This window comes from Roseibium sp. QJM3NY_11, assembly GCF_056173175.1.
The window spans coordinates 80,136-96,460 of the sequence record NZ_CM149660.1 but is presented as its reverse complement, the minus strand read 5'-3'; the positions used below and the strand labels follow the sequence as shown (position 1 = coordinate 96,460).

Annotated in this window: 17 protein-coding genes; 7 read left to right on the top strand and 10 right to left on the bottom strand. The window is 63.4% G+C overall.

From position 1 onward, the window contains the following. Window positions 1–26: 26 nt before the first annotated feature. The 8 genes from AC0VX3_RS00405 to AC0VX3_RS00370 form a co-directional block, all read right to left on the bottom strand. Window positions 27–818 (bottom strand): cephalosporin hydroxylase family protein, encoded by a 792-nt coding sequence (locus tag AC0VX3_RS00405; protein ID WP_475523071.1) that lies wholly within the window; start codon window positions 816–818, stop codon window positions 27–29. Beyond that, window positions 815–1,645, bottom strand: a complete 831-nt coding sequence (locus AC0VX3_RS00400) for an NAD-dependent epimerase/dehydratase family protein (protein WP_475523070.1) — start codon at window positions 1,643–1,645, stop codon at window positions 815–817. The genes AC0VX3_RS00405 and AC0VX3_RS00400 overlap by 4 nt, the downstream gene beginning before the upstream one ends. Then, window positions 1,642–2,133 carry an acyltransferase gene (locus AC0VX3_RS00395; protein WP_348142817.1) on the bottom strand — a complete coding sequence of 164 codons (492 nt, stop codon included), beginning with the start codon at window positions 2,131–2,133 and terminating at the stop codon, window positions 1,642–1,644. Before AC0VX3_RS00395 ends, AC0VX3_RS00400 begins: the two co-directional genes overlap by 4 nt. Next, window positions 2,130–3,371 (bottom strand): methyltransferase domain-containing protein, encoded by a 1,242-nt coding sequence (locus tag AC0VX3_RS00390; RefSeq protein WP_475523069.1) that lies wholly within the window; start codon window positions 3,369–3,371, stop codon window positions 2,130–2,132. The genes AC0VX3_RS00395 and AC0VX3_RS00390 overlap by 4 nt, the downstream gene beginning before the upstream one ends. Next, window positions 3,368–3,913, bottom strand: coding sequence for a dTDP-4-dehydrorhamnose 3,5-epimerase (gene rfbC / locus AC0VX3_RS00385; protein WP_475523068.1), 546 nt, complete (start codon window positions 3,911–3,913; stop codon window positions 3,368–3,370). The genes AC0VX3_RS00390 and rfbC overlap by 4 nt, the downstream gene beginning before the upstream one ends. Next, window positions 3,910–4,956, bottom strand: a complete 1,047-nt coding sequence (rfbG, locus tag AC0VX3_RS00380) for a CDP-glucose 4,6-dehydratase (RefSeq protein WP_475523067.1) — start codon at window positions 4,954–4,956, stop codon at window positions 3,910–3,912. Before rfbG ends, rfbC begins: the two co-directional genes overlap by 4 nt. Window positions 4,957–4,960: 4 nt before the next feature. Next, complete coding sequence (gene rfbF, locus AC0VX3_RS00375; protein ID WP_475523066.1) at window positions 4,961–5,725, bottom strand: glucose-1-phosphate cytidylyltransferase; 765 nt, start codon at window positions 5,723–5,725, stop codon at window positions 4,961–4,963. A gap of 102 nt (window positions 5,726–5,827) precedes the next feature. Further along, complete coding sequence (locus AC0VX3_RS00370) at window positions 5,828–6,679, bottom strand: glycosyltransferase family 2 protein (RefSeq protein WP_475523065.1); 852 nt, start codon at window positions 6,677–6,679, stop codon at window positions 5,828–5,830. 286 nt (window positions 6,680–6,965) lie between these two features. Here AC0VX3_RS00370 and AC0VX3_RS00365 point away from each other — a divergent pair, with 286 nt between their 5' ends. From AC0VX3_RS00365 to AC0VX3_RS00355, 3 genes are all read left to right on the top strand, one after another. Beyond that, window positions 6,966–7,736, top strand: coding sequence for a sulfotransferase family protein (locus AC0VX3_RS00365; protein WP_475523064.1), 771 nt, complete (start codon window positions 6,966–6,968; stop codon window positions 7,734–7,736). Between the two features lie 164 nt (window positions 7,737–7,900). Beyond that, window positions 7,901–8,641 (top strand): sulfotransferase family 2 domain-containing protein, encoded by a 741-nt coding sequence (locus AC0VX3_RS00360; RefSeq protein WP_475523063.1) that lies wholly within the window; start codon window positions 7,901–7,903, stop codon window positions 8,639–8,641. Between the two features lie 38 nt (window positions 8,642–8,679). Beyond that, entirely contained in the window at window positions 8,680–9,798 is a 1,119-nt protein-coding gene (locus AC0VX3_RS00355) for a glycosyltransferase family 2 protein (RefSeq protein ID WP_475523062.1), read from the top strand. 12 nt (window positions 9,799–9,810) lie between these two features. Here the strand turns inward: AC0VX3_RS00355 and AC0VX3_RS00350 are convergent, their stop codons facing one another. Together AC0VX3_RS00350 and AC0VX3_RS00345 are read right to left on the bottom strand one after the other, a co-directional pair. Further along, the gene (locus AC0VX3_RS00350) at window positions 9,811–10,881 is read right to left on the bottom strand and encodes a glycosyltransferase (RefSeq protein ID WP_475523061.1); all 1,071 of its coding nucleotides are present in this window, start codon (window positions 10,879–10,881) and stop codon (window positions 9,811–9,813) included. Next, a complete protein-coding gene (locus AC0VX3_RS00345) occupies window positions 10,871–11,818 on the bottom strand; it encodes a glycosyltransferase family 2 protein (protein ID WP_475523060.1) in 948 nt (315 codons plus the stop codon). Before AC0VX3_RS00345 ends, AC0VX3_RS00350 begins: the two co-directional genes overlap by 11 nt. Before the next feature lie 197 nt (window positions 11,819–12,015). Here AC0VX3_RS00345 and AC0VX3_RS00340 point away from each other — a divergent pair, with 197 nt between their 5' ends. From AC0VX3_RS00340 to AC0VX3_RS00325, 4 genes are all read left to right on the top strand, one after another. Next, window positions 12,016–13,638, top strand: a complete 1,623-nt coding sequence (locus tag AC0VX3_RS00340) for a long-chain fatty acid--CoA ligase (RefSeq protein WP_475523059.1) — start codon at window positions 12,016–12,018, stop codon at window positions 13,636–13,638. After that, window positions 13,635–14,453, top strand: a complete 819-nt coding sequence (locus AC0VX3_RS00335) for an SDR family NAD(P)-dependent oxidoreductase (protein WP_475523058.1) — start codon at window positions 13,635–13,637, stop codon at window positions 14,451–14,453. The genes AC0VX3_RS00340 and AC0VX3_RS00335 overlap by 4 nt, the downstream gene beginning before the upstream one ends. Next, on the top strand, window positions 14,454–14,948 hold the full coding sequence (locus AC0VX3_RS00330) for a MaoC family dehydratase (protein WP_475523057.1): 495 nt from the start codon (window positions 14,454–14,456) through the stop codon (window positions 14,946–14,948). Window positions 14,949–15,051: 103 nt separating this feature from the next. Beyond that, on the top strand, window positions 15,052–16,287 hold the full coding sequence (locus AC0VX3_RS00325) for an acyl-CoA dehydrogenase family protein (RefSeq protein ID WP_475523056.1): 1,236 nt from the start codon (window positions 15,052–15,054) through the stop codon (window positions 16,285–16,287). Window positions 16,288–16,325 lie beyond the last annotated feature (38 nt).

Here is a 16,325-nt window from a genome sequence, read left to right as displayed (position 1 = left end):
ATTGTCCGGCGGGCAGGGGCAGGCGGTTATTTAACCCGCTTCAGCCAGCCGTCGGGAGCGGCGGAAATCAGCAGCTTGTTGTTGATCTCCTGATCGATCTCGAATTCCGGATGGGTCTTCAGGAATTCATGCACGGCGGTCTTGGCATTGTTGCCCGGTGCCCAGGGCCGGTCTGGGAAGGTCCCTTCCGGCAGATCCTCGATCACGGTGTCGAAGACGAGGCAGTAGCTGTCCCGGGAGGCGAGTGACGCATAGGCGTTCAATTCGGCCAGCACATGATCGTGGGTGTGGTTGCTGTCCAGGCAGACCAGCACGCGTTCGAAGGTGCGCGCGTGGTCATGGACCCGGCGGATCATGGGTTCTTCGATCGAGGACCCTTCGAACATGTCGATCTTGGTGGACATCGGGTGGGCCTTGATGGCCTGCCTGTTGTGCGCCCGGATGTCGATGTCGATCCCGAGAACACGCCGCCCGGCGGTCTTCGGGTCGACCACGCCGCCGCTTTCCACCGCGTCGCAATAGTCGAGCATGGCCAGCAGCGAAGCGCTCATCACCAGCGACCCGCCATGGGCGATGCCGGTCTCGATGATCAGGTCCGGCCTGGTGGCCCAGACGATTTCCTGAAACACGGCCATGTCGGTCGGCAACTGGATGATCGGCCGTCCGCCCCAGGCGAAATTGTACATGTACTTCCGGTCGAACGCGGTCTTCAGCCAGTCCAGGGACGAGGCCTGCCAGCCGCGCTGGTCGCCATAGGCGGAAATCCGGTCCGTTCGTTCCGCCTCGAAGCCGCGGATCGGGTCGCTTGTGTCGTTCATGTGTGTGCCTCTGAATTGGCCGCGTTGTGTCCGGCCGCGCGCAGCAATGCCGGCAGGTCGTCGAGCACGGAACGCGGCGAGAATGCGAATTCGTTCTGGAGCCTGGTGATGTTGATCGCCGGAAAGGTCCTGCAGGCACCGCCCGGTGCGAATGTGCAGGAGACGCCCGCAGCGCCGGCGGCCTCGGCAAGGTCGATATGCCGGACCGGCTGCCCGCTTGCCAAATTGTAGGTCCGGTGGCGGCCGTCGCGCGCGATCCTTTCCGCGAGGGTGACGACATCGGAAATGGATACATAGTCCTTTGAGGAGTCCGGAGCTTCGCGGATCACCGCGTGCCCGGTCCTGGCAAGGTCCTCGACAAGCGAGCCCAGGAAGGTGGCCTTGCTCTGGTCCGGACCGTAGACGTTGGACAGCCGGATCACCTTGACGGCGGGCTGTTCAAGCGACATGCAGAGCGCTTCGCCCAGCAGCTTGGACAGGTCGTAGGTGGTGTCGGCCGATGGCTGCACCTGGATCGGGGCATCTTCGATTGTCTCCTCCGGACCGGCCTGCGCGTAGATCCGCGTGCTGGAAAAATAGATGAACGAACTGAACTCGGCACGCTCCAGCAGCCTGGCCAGCAGTCCGGCGTGGGCTTCGACGGTGGCAAGGGGTCTGTCACGGAAGTTGCCGGTCATGCCGATGCAGTAGAAGACGTGACCCAGATGGCCGTGCGGATCGCCGAGTGCTTCGCGGTCGGGGGTGGCGACCACGTAACCGATGTCACGGAGATGGGCGGCAAGGTTGCGACCTATGAAGCCGCTTGAGCCCAAGACCGTGGCCTTCATGACCGGGTTCCGATCCTGCGCAGGGGATTACCGGCCATGACCGAATAGGCCGGTACCTCTTCTTTCACCACGCTTCCCGCGGCGATGACGCAACCGGTGTTGACGACGGCGCCGTCCAGGAAAACACAGTTCGCACCGATCCAGACATCGTCACCGATGAGGATGCCGCCCCGGCTGGGCTGGAAGCCCTGCTCCCTGATCAGCCGGTGCCGGTCCTGAAACGCATGGTTGACCGGGGCGAACGTGCAGTTCGCCGCGATGGCGACATTGTCGCCGATTGTCAGGCCGTGTCCGGTGTAGATCACGCAGCCCGAATTGAGCGTGACGTCGGCGCCGATGACAACATCGCCGGATCCGCCCGCCGGCTTGATCTTGACGAAACTGTCGATGACCGAGCGTGCACCGATGCGAATGAGCGTACCGCGCACACTGTCTTCGATGTCGGCCAGCTTTGAAATACGCGCGGTTGCGTCGAACTCCAGGGTCATGCGGGATCGCCCAGGACACGGGTTTCGGGAATGAAGGTTACGAACTGTGTGCCCTTCTCGGCAAGCTCCGCATTCTGCCTGCGGATCTCGTCGGCGATGTTCCAGGGCAGAATGATCAGATAGTCCGGTCTGTGGTCCTTGAGGGTCTCGGGCGGCAAGACCGGAATATGGCTGCCGGGCAGGAATTTTCCCTGTTTCGACAGCGCGGCGTCACAGACAAAGGGCAGCAGGTCGGGCCGCACACCGGAAAAGTTCAGCAGCGTGTTGCCTTTGGCCGCAGCGCCATAGCCGGCGATGGTCTTGCCGTCCCTGCGGGCTTCCAGAAGAAACGCCAGGAACCGGTTCTTGACCTCTTCGGCGCGGCGCTGGAAACCGGCGTAATAGGCCGTGGTTTCCATGCCCCGGCGCTTTTCCTCGGTCAGCAGGCCGATGACCGCAGGGGTTTCCTCGTGACCGGACGCCTTCAGACAGCCATAGATCCTCAGGCTGCCGCCATGGGTCGCCAGTTCCTCCACGTCGAAGATCCTGAGGCCGGCGGCGTCGAACAGACGGACCACGGTGCCGAAGGAAAGATAGGAAAAATGCTCGTGATAGACCGTGTCGAACTGGCAGAATTCGACCAGGCGCATCAGATGCGGAAACTCCAGGGTAATCACGCCTTCCGGCTTCAGCAGCCCGGCGAGGCCGTTGGTGAAGTCGTTGATGTCCGGGACATGGGCATAGACGTTGTTGCCGACGATCAGATCGGCTGATTTTCCCGCAGCCGACAGCGAGTCCGCCAGACGATGCCCGAAAAACGCCTGCTCCACGGGAATGCCGAGTGTTCTGGCGGCTTCGGCGGTGGAGGCCGTCGGTTCGATGCCGAGACAGGGGATGCCGGCCGCAGCGAAATTCTTCAGGAGATAGCCGTCGTTGGAGGCCACTTCGACCACGTGGCTCGCGCCGGTCAGGTTCAGGCGCTGCGAAATCATGTCCGCATAGGCGGCAGCATGGGCCAGCCAGCTCTTCGACGTCGAGGAGAAATAGGCATAGTCCTTGTCGAACAGGCTGCCCGCGTCTGCATAATCCTGTGTCTGGACCAGAAAACAGGTCTCACAGACCATCAGGCGCAGCGGGTAGGTCACTTCGGGTGCCGACAGGTCCTCCGGAGAGAGATAGGCGTTCGACGGAGGCGCGTAGCCGAGGTCCAGGAATTGCCGGGTCAGGGTGTTTCCGCAATGGCGGCAGGTTTGAGTCATGAGATCGGCTCCACCTCGGCAAGGGGCGGGAGGCTCCGGTCGCGGTCCGATATGCTGGTGACCTCCAGTGGCCAGGTGATGCCGATATCGGGATCGCTGAAAAGGAGGCCGCCTTCGCATTCAGGGCCGTAGCTGTGCGAATGAAAATAGAGCAGCTCGGCGTTGTCGGTGAGCGTCTGGAAGCCGTGGGCAAAGCCGGCGGGGATGTAGATCATCTCGCCGTTTTCAGCGCTGAGGGTCTGGGAGGTCCAGCGTCCGAAGGTGTCCGACCCGGCACGGAGATCGACAATCGCATCGAAGACCGCACCGGCCATGCATTTCACCAGCTTGGCATCGGCTTTCGGAGGCCGCTGGAAATGCAGGCCGCGCAGCGTGCCTTTCCGGACACTGTGAGAGACATTGCACTGGGACCAGATCTCGTTCAGGCCGAACTGGTGGAACTCTTCGCGGCAGAACATGCGGGCGAACGAACCGCGGCTGTCGCCGCGCCGTTCCAGATCGATCCGGAAGGCACCGGTCAGGGGAAGCGGCGTGAATTTCATGCGGCGGCCTCGAAAGCGGCGATCTGGTCGCGGGTTAGCCGGGCGGGATCGGCGCCGCCATCGACAAGGCGGTACCAGTCGATTGTTTTTTCCACCGCGTCCTCGAACCGCCAGACGGGTGCCCAGCCAAGGTCGCAGCGCGCCTTGTCGATCGAGAGCGACAGTCGTCCGGCCTCATGTACGGCATCCGGATCGGAGGCGTCGGTCCAGCTTCCCGGCCAATGTTTGAGGATCGTCTCGGCAAGGGTGCCGACCGAATGCACATCGGCGGGTTCCGGCCCGAAATTGTAGCCGGACTGGAACCGGCCGTCCGAACCCGTGTGCATCTGTTCGGCGAGTGTCAGATAACCGTGCAGCGGATCAAGCACGTGCTGCCACGGCCGGATCGACGCCGGGTTGCGGATCTCGACGGATCTGCCCGACCCGAGCGCCCGGATGATGTCCGGGACCAGGCGGTCTTCGGCCCAATCGCCGCCCCCGATAACATTGCCCGCCCGCGCTGTGGCGATCTTGAACTGCGCGTTGCCGAAGGAACGCCGCCAGCTTGCGGCGGCAAGCTCGCACGCCGCTTTGGAGGCGGAATAGGGATCGTGGCCACCCAGAGGATCGTTTTCCCGGTAGGCATAGGCCCATTCGTTGTTCTCGTAGACCTTGTCCGTGGTGACGATCACGGCCGTCACCGGGCGCTCGAGCCTGCGCAGGGCATCGAGCAGATGCACGGTTCCCATGACATTGGTGGCCCAGGTGCCCGCCGGGTCCCGGTACGAGCGGCGCACCAGCGCCTGCGCGGCGAGATGCAGGACGAAGTCGGGCGAAAAGTCCGTGACCGCGCGTTCCAGGGCAGCAGCGTCCCGGATGTCGAGGAACGTTCCCGCCATCCTGGTGTCGAGGGAAAGCTGCGTAAACAGGCTGTTCTTGCCTTCCGGGGGGAGCGCAATGCCGCAAACCTCGGCTTCCCGGCCGATCAGCAGTTCGCTTAGCCACGCGCCCTTGAAGCCGGTGTGGCCTGTGATCAGGACCTTCTTGTCTTTCCAGAAGCTCATCCGCCTACCAGACCTTCCACGGCGCGTCGCCGGATTGCCAAAGGCGCTCGAGCTGGTTCTTGTCGCGGAGCGTGTCCATGGCCGCCCAGAAACCGGCATGCCGGTAAACCCCCAGCTGACCGTCCCGGGCGAGGCTTTCCAGCGGTCCGGCTTCCCAGGGGATCTCGTCGCCGGCGATCCGCGACAGGACGGACGGTTCGCAGACGAAGAAACCGCCGTTGATCCATTGGCCATCTCCCTGTGGTTTTTCCAGGAACCGGGTGACGCGGTCGTCGTCGATCGCGAGGGCACCGAAACGGCCGGGCGGCTGGATCGCGGTGACGGTGGCTTCAAGGCCGCCCGCCCTGTGCCGGGCCACCAGCTCGCCGATGTCGATATCGGCGACGCCGTCGCCATAGGTCAGGCAGAACGTGTCGTCGATATGATCCGCCACCCGTTTGACGCGGCCACCCGTCATCGTGGCCTCGCCGGTATCGACAAGCGTGACCTTCCACGGTTCGGCCAGGTGGCGGTGAACCTCCATCCGGTTCTCGTCCATGTGGAAGGTCACGTCGGACATGTGCAGGAAATAGTTGGCGAAATATTCCTTGATCACATAGCCCTTGTAACCGCAGCAGATGACAAAATCGGAGATCCCGTTCGCGGCAAAGATCTTCATGATGTGCCAGAGGATGGGCCGGCCGCCGATCTCGATCATCGGCTTGGGTTTCAGATGCGATTCCTCGCTGATCCGTGTGCCAAGTCCGCCTGCAAGAATGACCGCCTTCATGTGTCCCCCGGTTCGGTCGCAATGGTGCGGACGGCACCAGACCTGATTGTTCGGTGACGGGCTTGCCCGAAGCGTGCCTTGAGTGGAGGTGTCATCATGATGCTACCGTCTCAGCCTCAGGACCCGGAGCAGATGGTCTTCCAGGTCGTAGCGGGTCTTCATACGGGAATCGCGCCACAGCCGCCGGAACAGCTTGAACCGCGTTGACAGGGAAACCCCCGGCAGCTTTTCGACAACCCGGTAACAGCCGAGACTGTAGGCGAGACGCTGACGGAGCTTGCCGAGGAAGGTCCTGGCACCGTACTTCTCGAACGACCCGGACCCTTCCATGAAGACGAATTCGGCGTCCTCGACCCAGACCGCGAGGTCGCGCATCACGAATTCCGAGACGACGTAAGACGCCACGCACCAGGCATAGGGGTATTCGCTCCAGCGCCGGATCAGGATTTCCGCGCCACCTTCCGAGCGGACGAGGCCGTAACACCACTCCGAGGGGAAGGCGAGGCTGCGTGGAACAATGCCCCTTCGCAGCGTTGCGGGGTATCCGAAGATGATCGGATCCGGGTGCAGCACCCGCTCCTTGCCGTTGTTCACCCGCCGCACCGTGGGAGCGGCCAGAAGCTTGTCCGGATGGTTGTCCAGCGCCCCGACAAGGGCCGACAGGTAGTTCAGGCTCGAAAAGTCGTCGCAGGCCCGCAGGCAGAAGTAGTCCGCATGGTCCCGTCCGTATCTCATGCAGAAGATGAAATTGTCCACGGCGGATAGATGCACGTCCTGGGTGAGGACCTCGAACCTGTCGTCCATCTCGCAATAATTTCGGGCAATATCGCCGGTGCGATCTGTCGATTTGTTGTCGACGATCACCGTCTTGAAATTTTTGAAATCCTGATTGGCGATACAGTCGAGACTTTTTGTCATCGTTGCTTCGCCATTATAAATAGGGAAAAGAATCAATACGTTACGATTAATCAATTGAAAAGCCTCTTGGCTGAATTTGTGTGAATCGTGATTTGGATTCCCTTTCGAAATGAGTCTCTTTTTACTTTGGTCAGTCTCCGTGCGTCCGTCAACGGCTGAATTCCGGGGCACAATCGGCCCCGGCCAATCGCGGCGGTGAGGCGGAGCGGCGGCGTGGACCGGGCGCTGGGGGATTGCGGCCGGCCGGAGGGTTGACGCCTGAGGTAGAGCGTGAAAAGGCAGTATCCGTTCAAGTGTTCCGGGCGAAAGAGGGTGCTGCCAGATGCTGCCGGTTTCCAAGGCGACACGGCGAAGGATCAAGGTCTCGCTTTCCAAGCGGGTGATCTTTGCCGGCCAGGGCTACAACACCAAGAATTTCTTCCACCGGGACAGCGTTGCCGTTTTTCCGGAACTGAAGCTGTCTTTCAATCGCATCAAGAAATCCGGCAACTCGAGCATCTGCCTGTATTTCGCGAAACTGTGCGGCTATGGCGACTTCGACACGCCGGAGGATTTGAAGGACAGGCTGCTCAGGCCGGGCCTCATGTCCCTTCCCCAACTCGTCGAGTTGAGGTCGTACCATTCCCTCGTCGTCGTCAGGGATCCGTTCGAACGCGCGCTTTCGGCTTTTCTGGACAAGGTCGGTGGCGGCGTCGTGCCACGCTTTGCCGGATACGCCGGTTATGGGCAGGCCAATCCGGACGGGTTTGTGCATTTCCTGCGGCAGGTCGCCGAAAACCGGGAGGACCTGAACCGGCATTTCTGGCCGCAGACGCGGTTGATGTACAAGCCGGTAAAGTCTTTTTCTCTGGTTGCCAGGCTGGAAAACCTGCCGGAAGAGCTGCCGCCGTTCATCGGAAAAATCAGCGGAATCCAGGTCGACGGCGAAAGCTTCAAGAGCCCTCATCCCGTCGAGCGCAGGCAGAAGAACAAGATAACGGCGGCAAAGGAAAAACTGAACATGTTCTATGACCCGGCAGCTGTCGATCTCGTGCGCCGGATCTATCAGAACGACTTCGCCCAGCTGGGATATTCGAACGATCTGACCGGATGATGAGATCGAACTGGAGGCCCGCAGTCCTGGTTCGCCGGGAGAGCGCCGGCCGGTACGGCGTATCTTTGCGGGCACCGGCGAGCCGCCGATTGGACAGGCCGAAAGGTTTCGGTTAAGGCACCTGCGGACCGCCGGTGGGCGATGCTGTGTGCGGACTGGAAAGCATGGACGAATATCAGATCAGGAACTTTCTCAAGTTCGCGCCGGCGCGGCTTGGCCTTGCGCCCAGGAAACATCTGTTCATTCACATCCCCAAGAATGGCGGCATGGCAATCCGGGAAGCCCCCCAGTTGCAGGGCCGGCTGGTGATCGCCAACCGGCGCCGGCTCAGGAGCAAGGCCTATGCGGACGGCCTCAAGCAGCATATGGGCGGAACAGGCCGCAACCCGGGCTACGAGCACGCCAGGCTGCGCGATGTCGACATGTCGGTCCGCAAGGCCACGAATGCATTCGCGATTGTCCGCAATCCCTGGTCGCGCACGGTCTCGCGCTTCAAGTTCGCCCTGCAGACGCGGCCCTACCAGGATGCAAGGCCGGACTGTTCGCCCGCCGAATTCGAGCTCTTCCTGGAAGAACGCTTCAAATGGGCGGGGGAACCCTATTTCTGGCACCGGGCCGTCTCCGGCTGGTACCCGCAGACGGATTATGTGACCGATGAGACGGGCGGCATCGCCGTCGACATCCTGAGGCAGGAGCGGCTCAGTTCGGAAATGCAGACCTATCTCGGTTTTTCCGGCGCGCTGGAACGGCGCAATACCAGCACCAGTTCGCGCGCGGATTACCGCGACCTCTACACTGACAGGACCATCCGGATCGTTGCCGACTGGTATGCGGCGGACATCGAGCGGTTCGGTTTCGACTTCGACACACCGGCGTCGAAGAACGTGTTTTTTGCGGATACCTGAATGGGACCCAACCTCGAACCGAAGGCGGCGTGGCGGTGATGACGCTCAGTGAACAGATCACCGAAGCATTCGGCACCCGCGCCGCGGACCGGTTGACCCTGCCGGGAGACGGCGTCGTCGCGGTCATCCTGGCTTACAACGAAGCCTTGCGGTTTCCTCATTTCCTGAAGCACTACAGGGCTTTGGGGGTGCGGCACTTCATCGTGGTCGACAACATGTCAAACGACGGCACCGCCGCGCTGCTGGATGGGCAGGCCGACATCAGCGTCATAAGGACGGCCAACCCCTACAGGGACTACAAGTCCGTCTGGCGGCAACTGATCTGCGACCGCTATCTTCAGGACCGCTGGGTGGTCTTCCCCGATGTCGACGAACTGCTCGTCTATCCGGGCTGGCCGGAGCTGTCGATCGACGCGCTCGCCGGATATCTGGACCAGAGCGGCTACCGGGCGTTGTTCACGCCGATGGTGGACATGTATCCGGAGGGGCCGCTGAAGGATCTGTCCTACCGGGCGGGCGACAGTTTTGAGGACGCCTGTCCGTGGTTCGACGGTGACGGCTATCGCTACAATCCCTTGAAAGGCAGTCACGGCAAGCGCTACAGGACACCGGCAAGGCATGTCTTTGGCGGCACGCGCGAGCGCCTGTTTCACCAGCAGGCCAAGCGGCCGGCAAACGCGCTGGACCGGCTGCTCCTGTCGACCGTGTTTTCACTGCACGCCAGGGCGCCCGAAACCCGGCCGGGCCGCAAGCGCGACCATCTCCTGTTCAAGCTGGTCAAGAACGCGCTGCCGAGCCCGGCCGCGGTCCAGAGCAAGGTCCCGCTGCTGAAGTGGCAGGGCGGCACCGTGTTTTCCGGCGGCGTTCACGGCATCGACAGGCAAGTCATGGTGGCGCCGGACTGGGGCGTGCTGCTCCATTTCAAGTATCTCGACGATTTCAGGAGCAAGGTGACCGAGGCGCTCGCGCGCAAGCAGCATACCGACAATGCCGGTCATTATCTCGATTACAACTCCCGGATGGACGGGCTGATGGAAGAGGGGCTGCGCTATCCGGGCAGTGTCCGGTTCACCGGTGCGGATGCACTGATCGCCTGCGGCTTGATGCGCGAGAGCGAGGCCATGAAGCGCTGGCGCAAGCTGGCAGCGCGGACCTGAAAGCAGCCTGCTTCAGGTCCGCGCCGGTCCGGCAAGGAGCCTGTCATAGGCCGCCACGACGCCGGCCTCCGAGTAATGCTCTCTCAGCTTGGCCTGTCCGCCGCGCGCCAGCGTTGACCGCAATTCCTGCGAGCCGAGAACACGGCCGATAGAGGCCGCCAGGGCCTCGGCATCGCCGCAGGGCGACAGCAGGCCGTTCTTGCCGTCGTCAATCAGCCAGCTCGGGCCGGGGGAGGCGGTCGCCACCACGGGCAGCCCGGCGTTCCAGCCTTCCAGCACGATGTTTCCGAGCGGTTCGGCGTCGGTCGGGCAAAGCAATATGTCGGCGGCTTTCAGGAAGGGCGCGGGATCGCGCTGCCAGCCGAGAAAATGCACCCGGCTTTCAACACCTTCGGCCCTCGCGAGTGCCTTCATGTCGTCCAGGAGGTCGCCGTCGCCGATCAGCCAGGCATGCACATGCTCAGGCAGACGCGCGATTGTCCGGATGGCCAGATCGAAGCGCTTGCGCTGAACGAAACGGCCCAGATGGATCAGCACGGTGGCGTCTTCCGGCGTATTGTAATCCGCGCGCGACACCGGCCCGGGCTCCGCCGGCAGCGGGTCGACGAAATTGCTGATCACATGCGCCCGCGCCTCGGGCCAGCCCATCTCGACCGCCTGCCGGACGATCTCCGGCGTGTTGCCGATCAGGTCCTCGACATTGCCGTAGGTGTGAAAGCCGTCCGGCCAGTCACCCAGGCGCAGGAAGGTGCGCATGGAGGAGCCGGGCCTGGGCAGCCATTTGCTGGCCGGGCTCATCCAGCCGAGGGTCGCGGTGGCGCCGAAAGCGTGGATCTGCCGGGAAATACCCCAGCGCACGAAGTGACGCTTCAGATGCGACCGGCTGAACTTGAGCTCGCGGACCTCGCAATGCCGTGCGAGTTCGTCCCGCCAGGGCCGGTCCTTCCGGATAAAGGCGATCTGGTCGACGCCATTGCGAGCCAGCGCGCCGGAAAGCCGCACCAGAAACCGCTCCGCGCCGCCATCGACGCCCAGGTGGATATGGGCAAGTTTCTTCAGGTTCGCCGGCGGGTCAGTGGCCATCGATCACGTCGTAGTAGTTATGGGCCCGGCCCAGAAGCCCGCGCAGGTTGCCGGAGCCCTTCATCAGCCGGATGAGGCCGTAATAATAGAGCTTCTCGCCGCGTTTGCGGAAAAAGGGCTTGATCACGAAACCGGCGACGGTCGCCAGCAGGCCGAAGATCATCCGTCGCAGGCTCTTGGGAATGAAATGCAGGGCCGCCTTGAGACGGCCTTCCCGGAGCACGATGTTGAACGCGCCCGAGGTCGCGGCCATGTGCATGCGGCTGAGCAGGCGCCCGGTGGTCACCCGCGACGCCGGGATATCCTCTTCCACGAAAGCATCATCCACCCAGATCATCTTCGCGCCCGCCGCATGGGTGCGGCGGAAGAAGTCGATGTCCTCGCTGCCGAAGGTCAGGCGCTCGTCGAACCGGAGGCCAAGCCCGTCCTTCGCGACGATGCGCGCGCTCAGGAGGACGTTGTTGGTCGGGGCTTCGGTGATCACCGATCCGGTCGGTCGCGGTTTCAGAAGCTGGGATTTCCACCAGTGCGGCGCCGGCTGCTCGTAGATCCGCCGCACAGGTCCGTTGCCGACCTCGGCCCCGTGGGCCTTGCAGGCGTTCAGCAGCTTCTCGATCCAGTCCGGCTCGGCGCGCTCGTCGTCGTCGATCAGGGCGATCCAGTCCGGGGCGTGCTCCAGCGCGGCTTCCAGCGCGTGGTTCCGGGCGAACGGAATGCCCTTGCGGGGCTCGTGATGAAAGAAGACGGGAAGCGACAGCCGCTCTTTCAGCGCCGTGGCCGCCGTGCCGGTGAAATGCGGTTCGGCGTCGTTTTCCACAACGACGATCGCCATTTCCATCGCGTCGGGCCCGGTCAGCCTGTCGAGGCTTTCCAGGCACGCCTGCAGCATCTTGGGCCGTTGCGCGGTGCAAACGGCAATGACCAGTTTCTGGGTCATGCGGAGATCTCAATCGTTCCAGTCGGCCATTCCATCCGGCCATCCCATTCGGCTGGAGGCAGGGTTTGGCGCAAGAGCCGGTCCCTGTCAAAGGGTTTCCGGGAAATTGACCTTTCCACGCAGGGGTGCCCGCGCTAGGCTTTGCGTACAAGCCTTTGAAGGACCGCAACAAGCGGCCGTGTTCTGGGAGGAAACACATGAAGGGCATGATGATGCACCGTCCGCTGAAAATCGCGGATCTCATCACCTTTGCAGCCGACACCTATCCGGACGGGGAAATTGTCTCCGTGCGCACGGAAGGCGATATCCACCGCACCACCTACCGGGAGACCGCCGGGCGAGTCGCCCGGCTTGCCCACGGCCTGCGCGGTCTGGGTGTGGGCGACGGCGACCGGATCGCGACGCTGGCCTGGAACGGCTATCGTCATTTCGAGCTCTATTATGCGGTTTCCGGCATCGGCGCCGTCTGTCACACGATCAACCCGCGCCTGTCCGCGGAACAGATGATCTATATCGTCAACCATGCGCAGGACCGGCTCCTGTTCGCCGACCTGACCTTTGTTCCGGCTCTGGAAAAGCTGCGCCCGCATTTTCCGGCGGATCTGCGCATCGTGATCATGACCGACCGGGCGCATATGCCCGAGACCTCTCTTGAGGGTGTCTTGTGTTACGAGGACATTCTGGACGGCCAGCCTGCCGAAATCGACTGGCCCGACTTTCCGGAGGATCGGGCCGCGGGGCTCTGTTACACCTCCGGCACGACAGGCAATCCCAAGGGAACGCTTTATTCGCACCGGTCCACGGTGCTGCACGCGCTGGGCATGTGCGTGACCATTCCGCAGGCACTGAAGGAAGGCTCCCGGATCCTCCCGGTGGTGCCACTGTTTCATGTCAATGCCTGGGGACTGCCTTATGGCGCACCGCTGTCCGGAGCCAGCCTGATCTTTCCGGGCGCTGCGCTGGACGGCTCCAGCCTGTTCAAGTTGATGGACAGGGAAAAGGTGTTTTCCGCCTGGGGCGTGCCCACGGTCTGGATGGGCCTGATGAACGAGATCAGGCAGCGGGGCCGCCTGCCCGAAGGGTTCGGCGATATCGTCGTCGGCGGGTCGGCCGCATCACGCGCATTGATCGAGGCGTTCGAGACGGAGGGCGTCAATGTCTGCCACGCCTGGGGCATGACGGAAATGAGCCCGCTCGGCACCCAGTGCAATCTGCCGCCAGCCATGGCGGACCTTCCCCTGGGCAGGCGGATCGACCGGAAACAGAGCCAGGGACGGCGCGTCTTCGGTGTCGAGTTGAAGCTCGTCGACGACGCCGGCAAGCGTTTGCCCCATGACGGCGCCACGCCGGGACATCTTTATGTGCGGGGCAACACCGTCACCAGCGGCTATTACGAGGACCCGGAAGCGACCGAACCGGTGTTCGACGCCGAGGGCTGGTTCTGCACCGGTGACATTGCCACCATCGACCCGGACGGCTTTCTGGCGGTCACCGACCGGTCCAAGGATCTGATCAAGTCGGGCGGCGAATGGATCAGTTCGCTCGACCTTGAAAACATCGTGATGTCCCATCCGGGCGTCGCCAGTTGCGCGGTGATCGCCGTGCCCGATGCCAAATGGGAGGAACGCCCGCTTCTGATCGTTCAGGCGCGGGAGGATGCGCAGCCGCAAAAGGCGGAGATCCTCGGACTTCTTCAGGACCGGGTCGCCCGCTGGCAGGTGCCCGACGATGTCGTCTTTGTCGAGGCTCTGCCGATGACGGCAACGGGCAAGGTCTCGAAACTGATGCTCAGACAACAATACGCGGAGGACAGCGCGTGACACCGGAGACCCTGTTCGGTCTGGCCGGCAAGACCGCACTGGTCACGGGCGGGGCCACCGGCATCGGCCGTATGGCCGCCGAAGGCCTGATGGCGGCCGGTGCCCGGGTCCTGATCGCCAGCCGCAAGGACGCAGCCTGTCAGGCAGCCGCCGCGGACCTCAACGCGTTGGGCTGGTCCGGAAAGGCGGAAGGGTTTGCCGGCGACGTGTCGAGCGAGGACGGTGTCGCCGCGCTCGCGCGTGAAGTAGCCGACCGCACCGACAACCTTCCGATCCTGATGAACAATGCCGGGACCAGTTGGGGGGCACCGCTCGGTGAATTTCCCCATTCCGCGTGGGAGCGGGTGATGCGGGTCAACGTCACCGGGCTGTTCCAACTGACCCAGAGCCTGTTGCCGTTGCTGGATGCGGCAGCCGGTGACGACGATCCGGCGCGGGTCGTCAATGTCGGCTCGGTGATGGGGGAGACCGCCCATGGCGACCGGGCCTACAGCTACGCGGCCTCCAAGGCGGCGGTGCATCATCTGACCCGCATCCTTGCCAAGGAACTTGCGCACAAGCGGATTACCGTGAATGCGCTGGCCCCCGGCCCCTTCATCAGCAACATGACCGCCTTCGCGACGGCGGACGAGGACGTGCGCTCCCGCGTCGGGGCGCAGGTGCCGCTGGGCCGGGTCGGCCGTCCCGGGGACATCGCCGCGGCGATGCAATACCTGTGCGGTTGGGGCGGTGCCTATGTGACGGGCGCGATCCTGCCGATCAGCGGCGGCATCAATGTCGAGACGGGCCCCGACCTCTTCCAGGAGGCCTACTGAGTGACGGCGGATCTCCAGGCCGGACCGCTTCGTGTGGAAGACCTTGAGCCTCTGGTGGGGACGGAAGTCGGCGTGTCGTCCTGGCGAACGATCGATCAGGCGCGGATCGACGCGTTCGCGGAGGTCACCGGCGATCACCAGTTCATCCATGTCGATCCGCTCCGCGCTTCCCGAACACCGTTCGGGGGCACTATCGCGCATGGCTTTCTGACCCTGTCGCTGCTCTCGGCCATGGGCCAGGAAGCCCAGCCGGAAATCCGGGGTGCGGTGATGGCCGTGAATTACGGCTTCGACAAGGTGCGCTTTCTCGCACCGGTCGCGACCGGCGCCAGGGTGCGCGGGCGGTTTGTGCTGGCCGGTCTGACACGGCCGAATGACGGCGAAGTCGACATCACGTGGCGCTCGACAGTGGAGATCGAGGGAGAAAAGCGGCCGGCGCTGGTCGCCGATTGGCTGAACCGGTTCTATCTGGACAGCGCGACGGACCGGCCATGAGAAAGCCGCGCCCCTGTCCGGGAAACGGCCGTGTTCGGCTGTCCGCAAACCGTATGCCGTACCGCCGAAAGCGGATGCGTGACCAGATCTGTCAGGAGATAACATGGATCTAGGAGTAACCGACCGGGTTCGCCCGCTCATCGACCGGGTTCGCCGGATGGTGGAGACGGAAATCGCCCCCCTCGACAGGGAATATCATGAGGAAGTCGGCCGCCATCCGTCCGGTGACCGGTTCCGCATGACAGATCGTCAGCTGGAGATCCTGAACGGCCTCAAGGCGCAGGCCAGGGAGCGTGGCCTGTGGAACTTCTGGCTGACGGATAGTGAAGAGGGCTTCGGCCTGACCACGGTCGAATACGCCTATCTGGCGGAGGAAATGGGCAAGGTCGGGATCGCCGCGGAAGTGTTCAATTGCAATGCGCCCGACACCGGCAACATGGAGGTGCTGGAGCGCTACGGCACCGCGGCCCACAAGCAGCGCTGGCTGAAGCCTCTGCTGAACGGAGACATCCGGTCCGCCTATCTGATGAGCGAGCCGGAGGTGGCCTCCTCGGACGCCACCAACATTGCATTGACCGCCGTCAAGGACGGCGATGCCTGGATTCTGAACGGTGACAAATGGTGGGCGACCGGGGCGGGCGACCCGCGCTGCAAGCTCTACATCGTCATGGCCTGCACGGATCCGGACGCCCACAAGCACAGCCGCCATTCCATGTTTCTCATGCCTGCTGATGCCCCCGGCATCGAGGTGCTGCGGCCGATGCAGGTCTTTGGCGCCGACGACGCGCCGCACGGCCACATGCATATCCGCTTCACCAATGTCCGAGTGCCCGGCGAGGATCTGGTGCTTGGTGAGGGGCGGGGCTTCGAGGTCGCCCAGGGCCGTCTCGGCCCCGGCCGGATCCATCACTGCATGCGCGCCATCGGCCAGGCGGAAAAGGCACTGGAGCTGCTGTGCCGGCGGGCCATGGAGCGCGACGCCTTCGGCCGGAAACTGACGGATCTCGGCGCCAATCACGACATCATCGCCAATGCGCGCATGGAAATCGAAATGGCGCGCCTGCTCTGCCTGAAGGCCGCCTGGGTGATGGACACGCAAGGCACGCGTGCCGCCCAGCCCTGGATCAGCCAGATCAAGGTGGTCGCACCGCTGATGGCGCTGAAGGTGGTCGACGAGGCCATGCAGGTCCATGGCGCGGCGGGGATCTCCCAGGACTTTCCGCTCGCCGCCATGTGGACGCATTTGCGCACGCTGCGTTTTGCCGACGGCCCCGACGCCGTGCACCGCCGCCAGGTCGCCCGCGCTGAGCTGCGCAAATATGGCAACGGCAAGGTGTGACGGGGGTGTTCAGTTTGCCTTTCACACAGCGTGTCCCC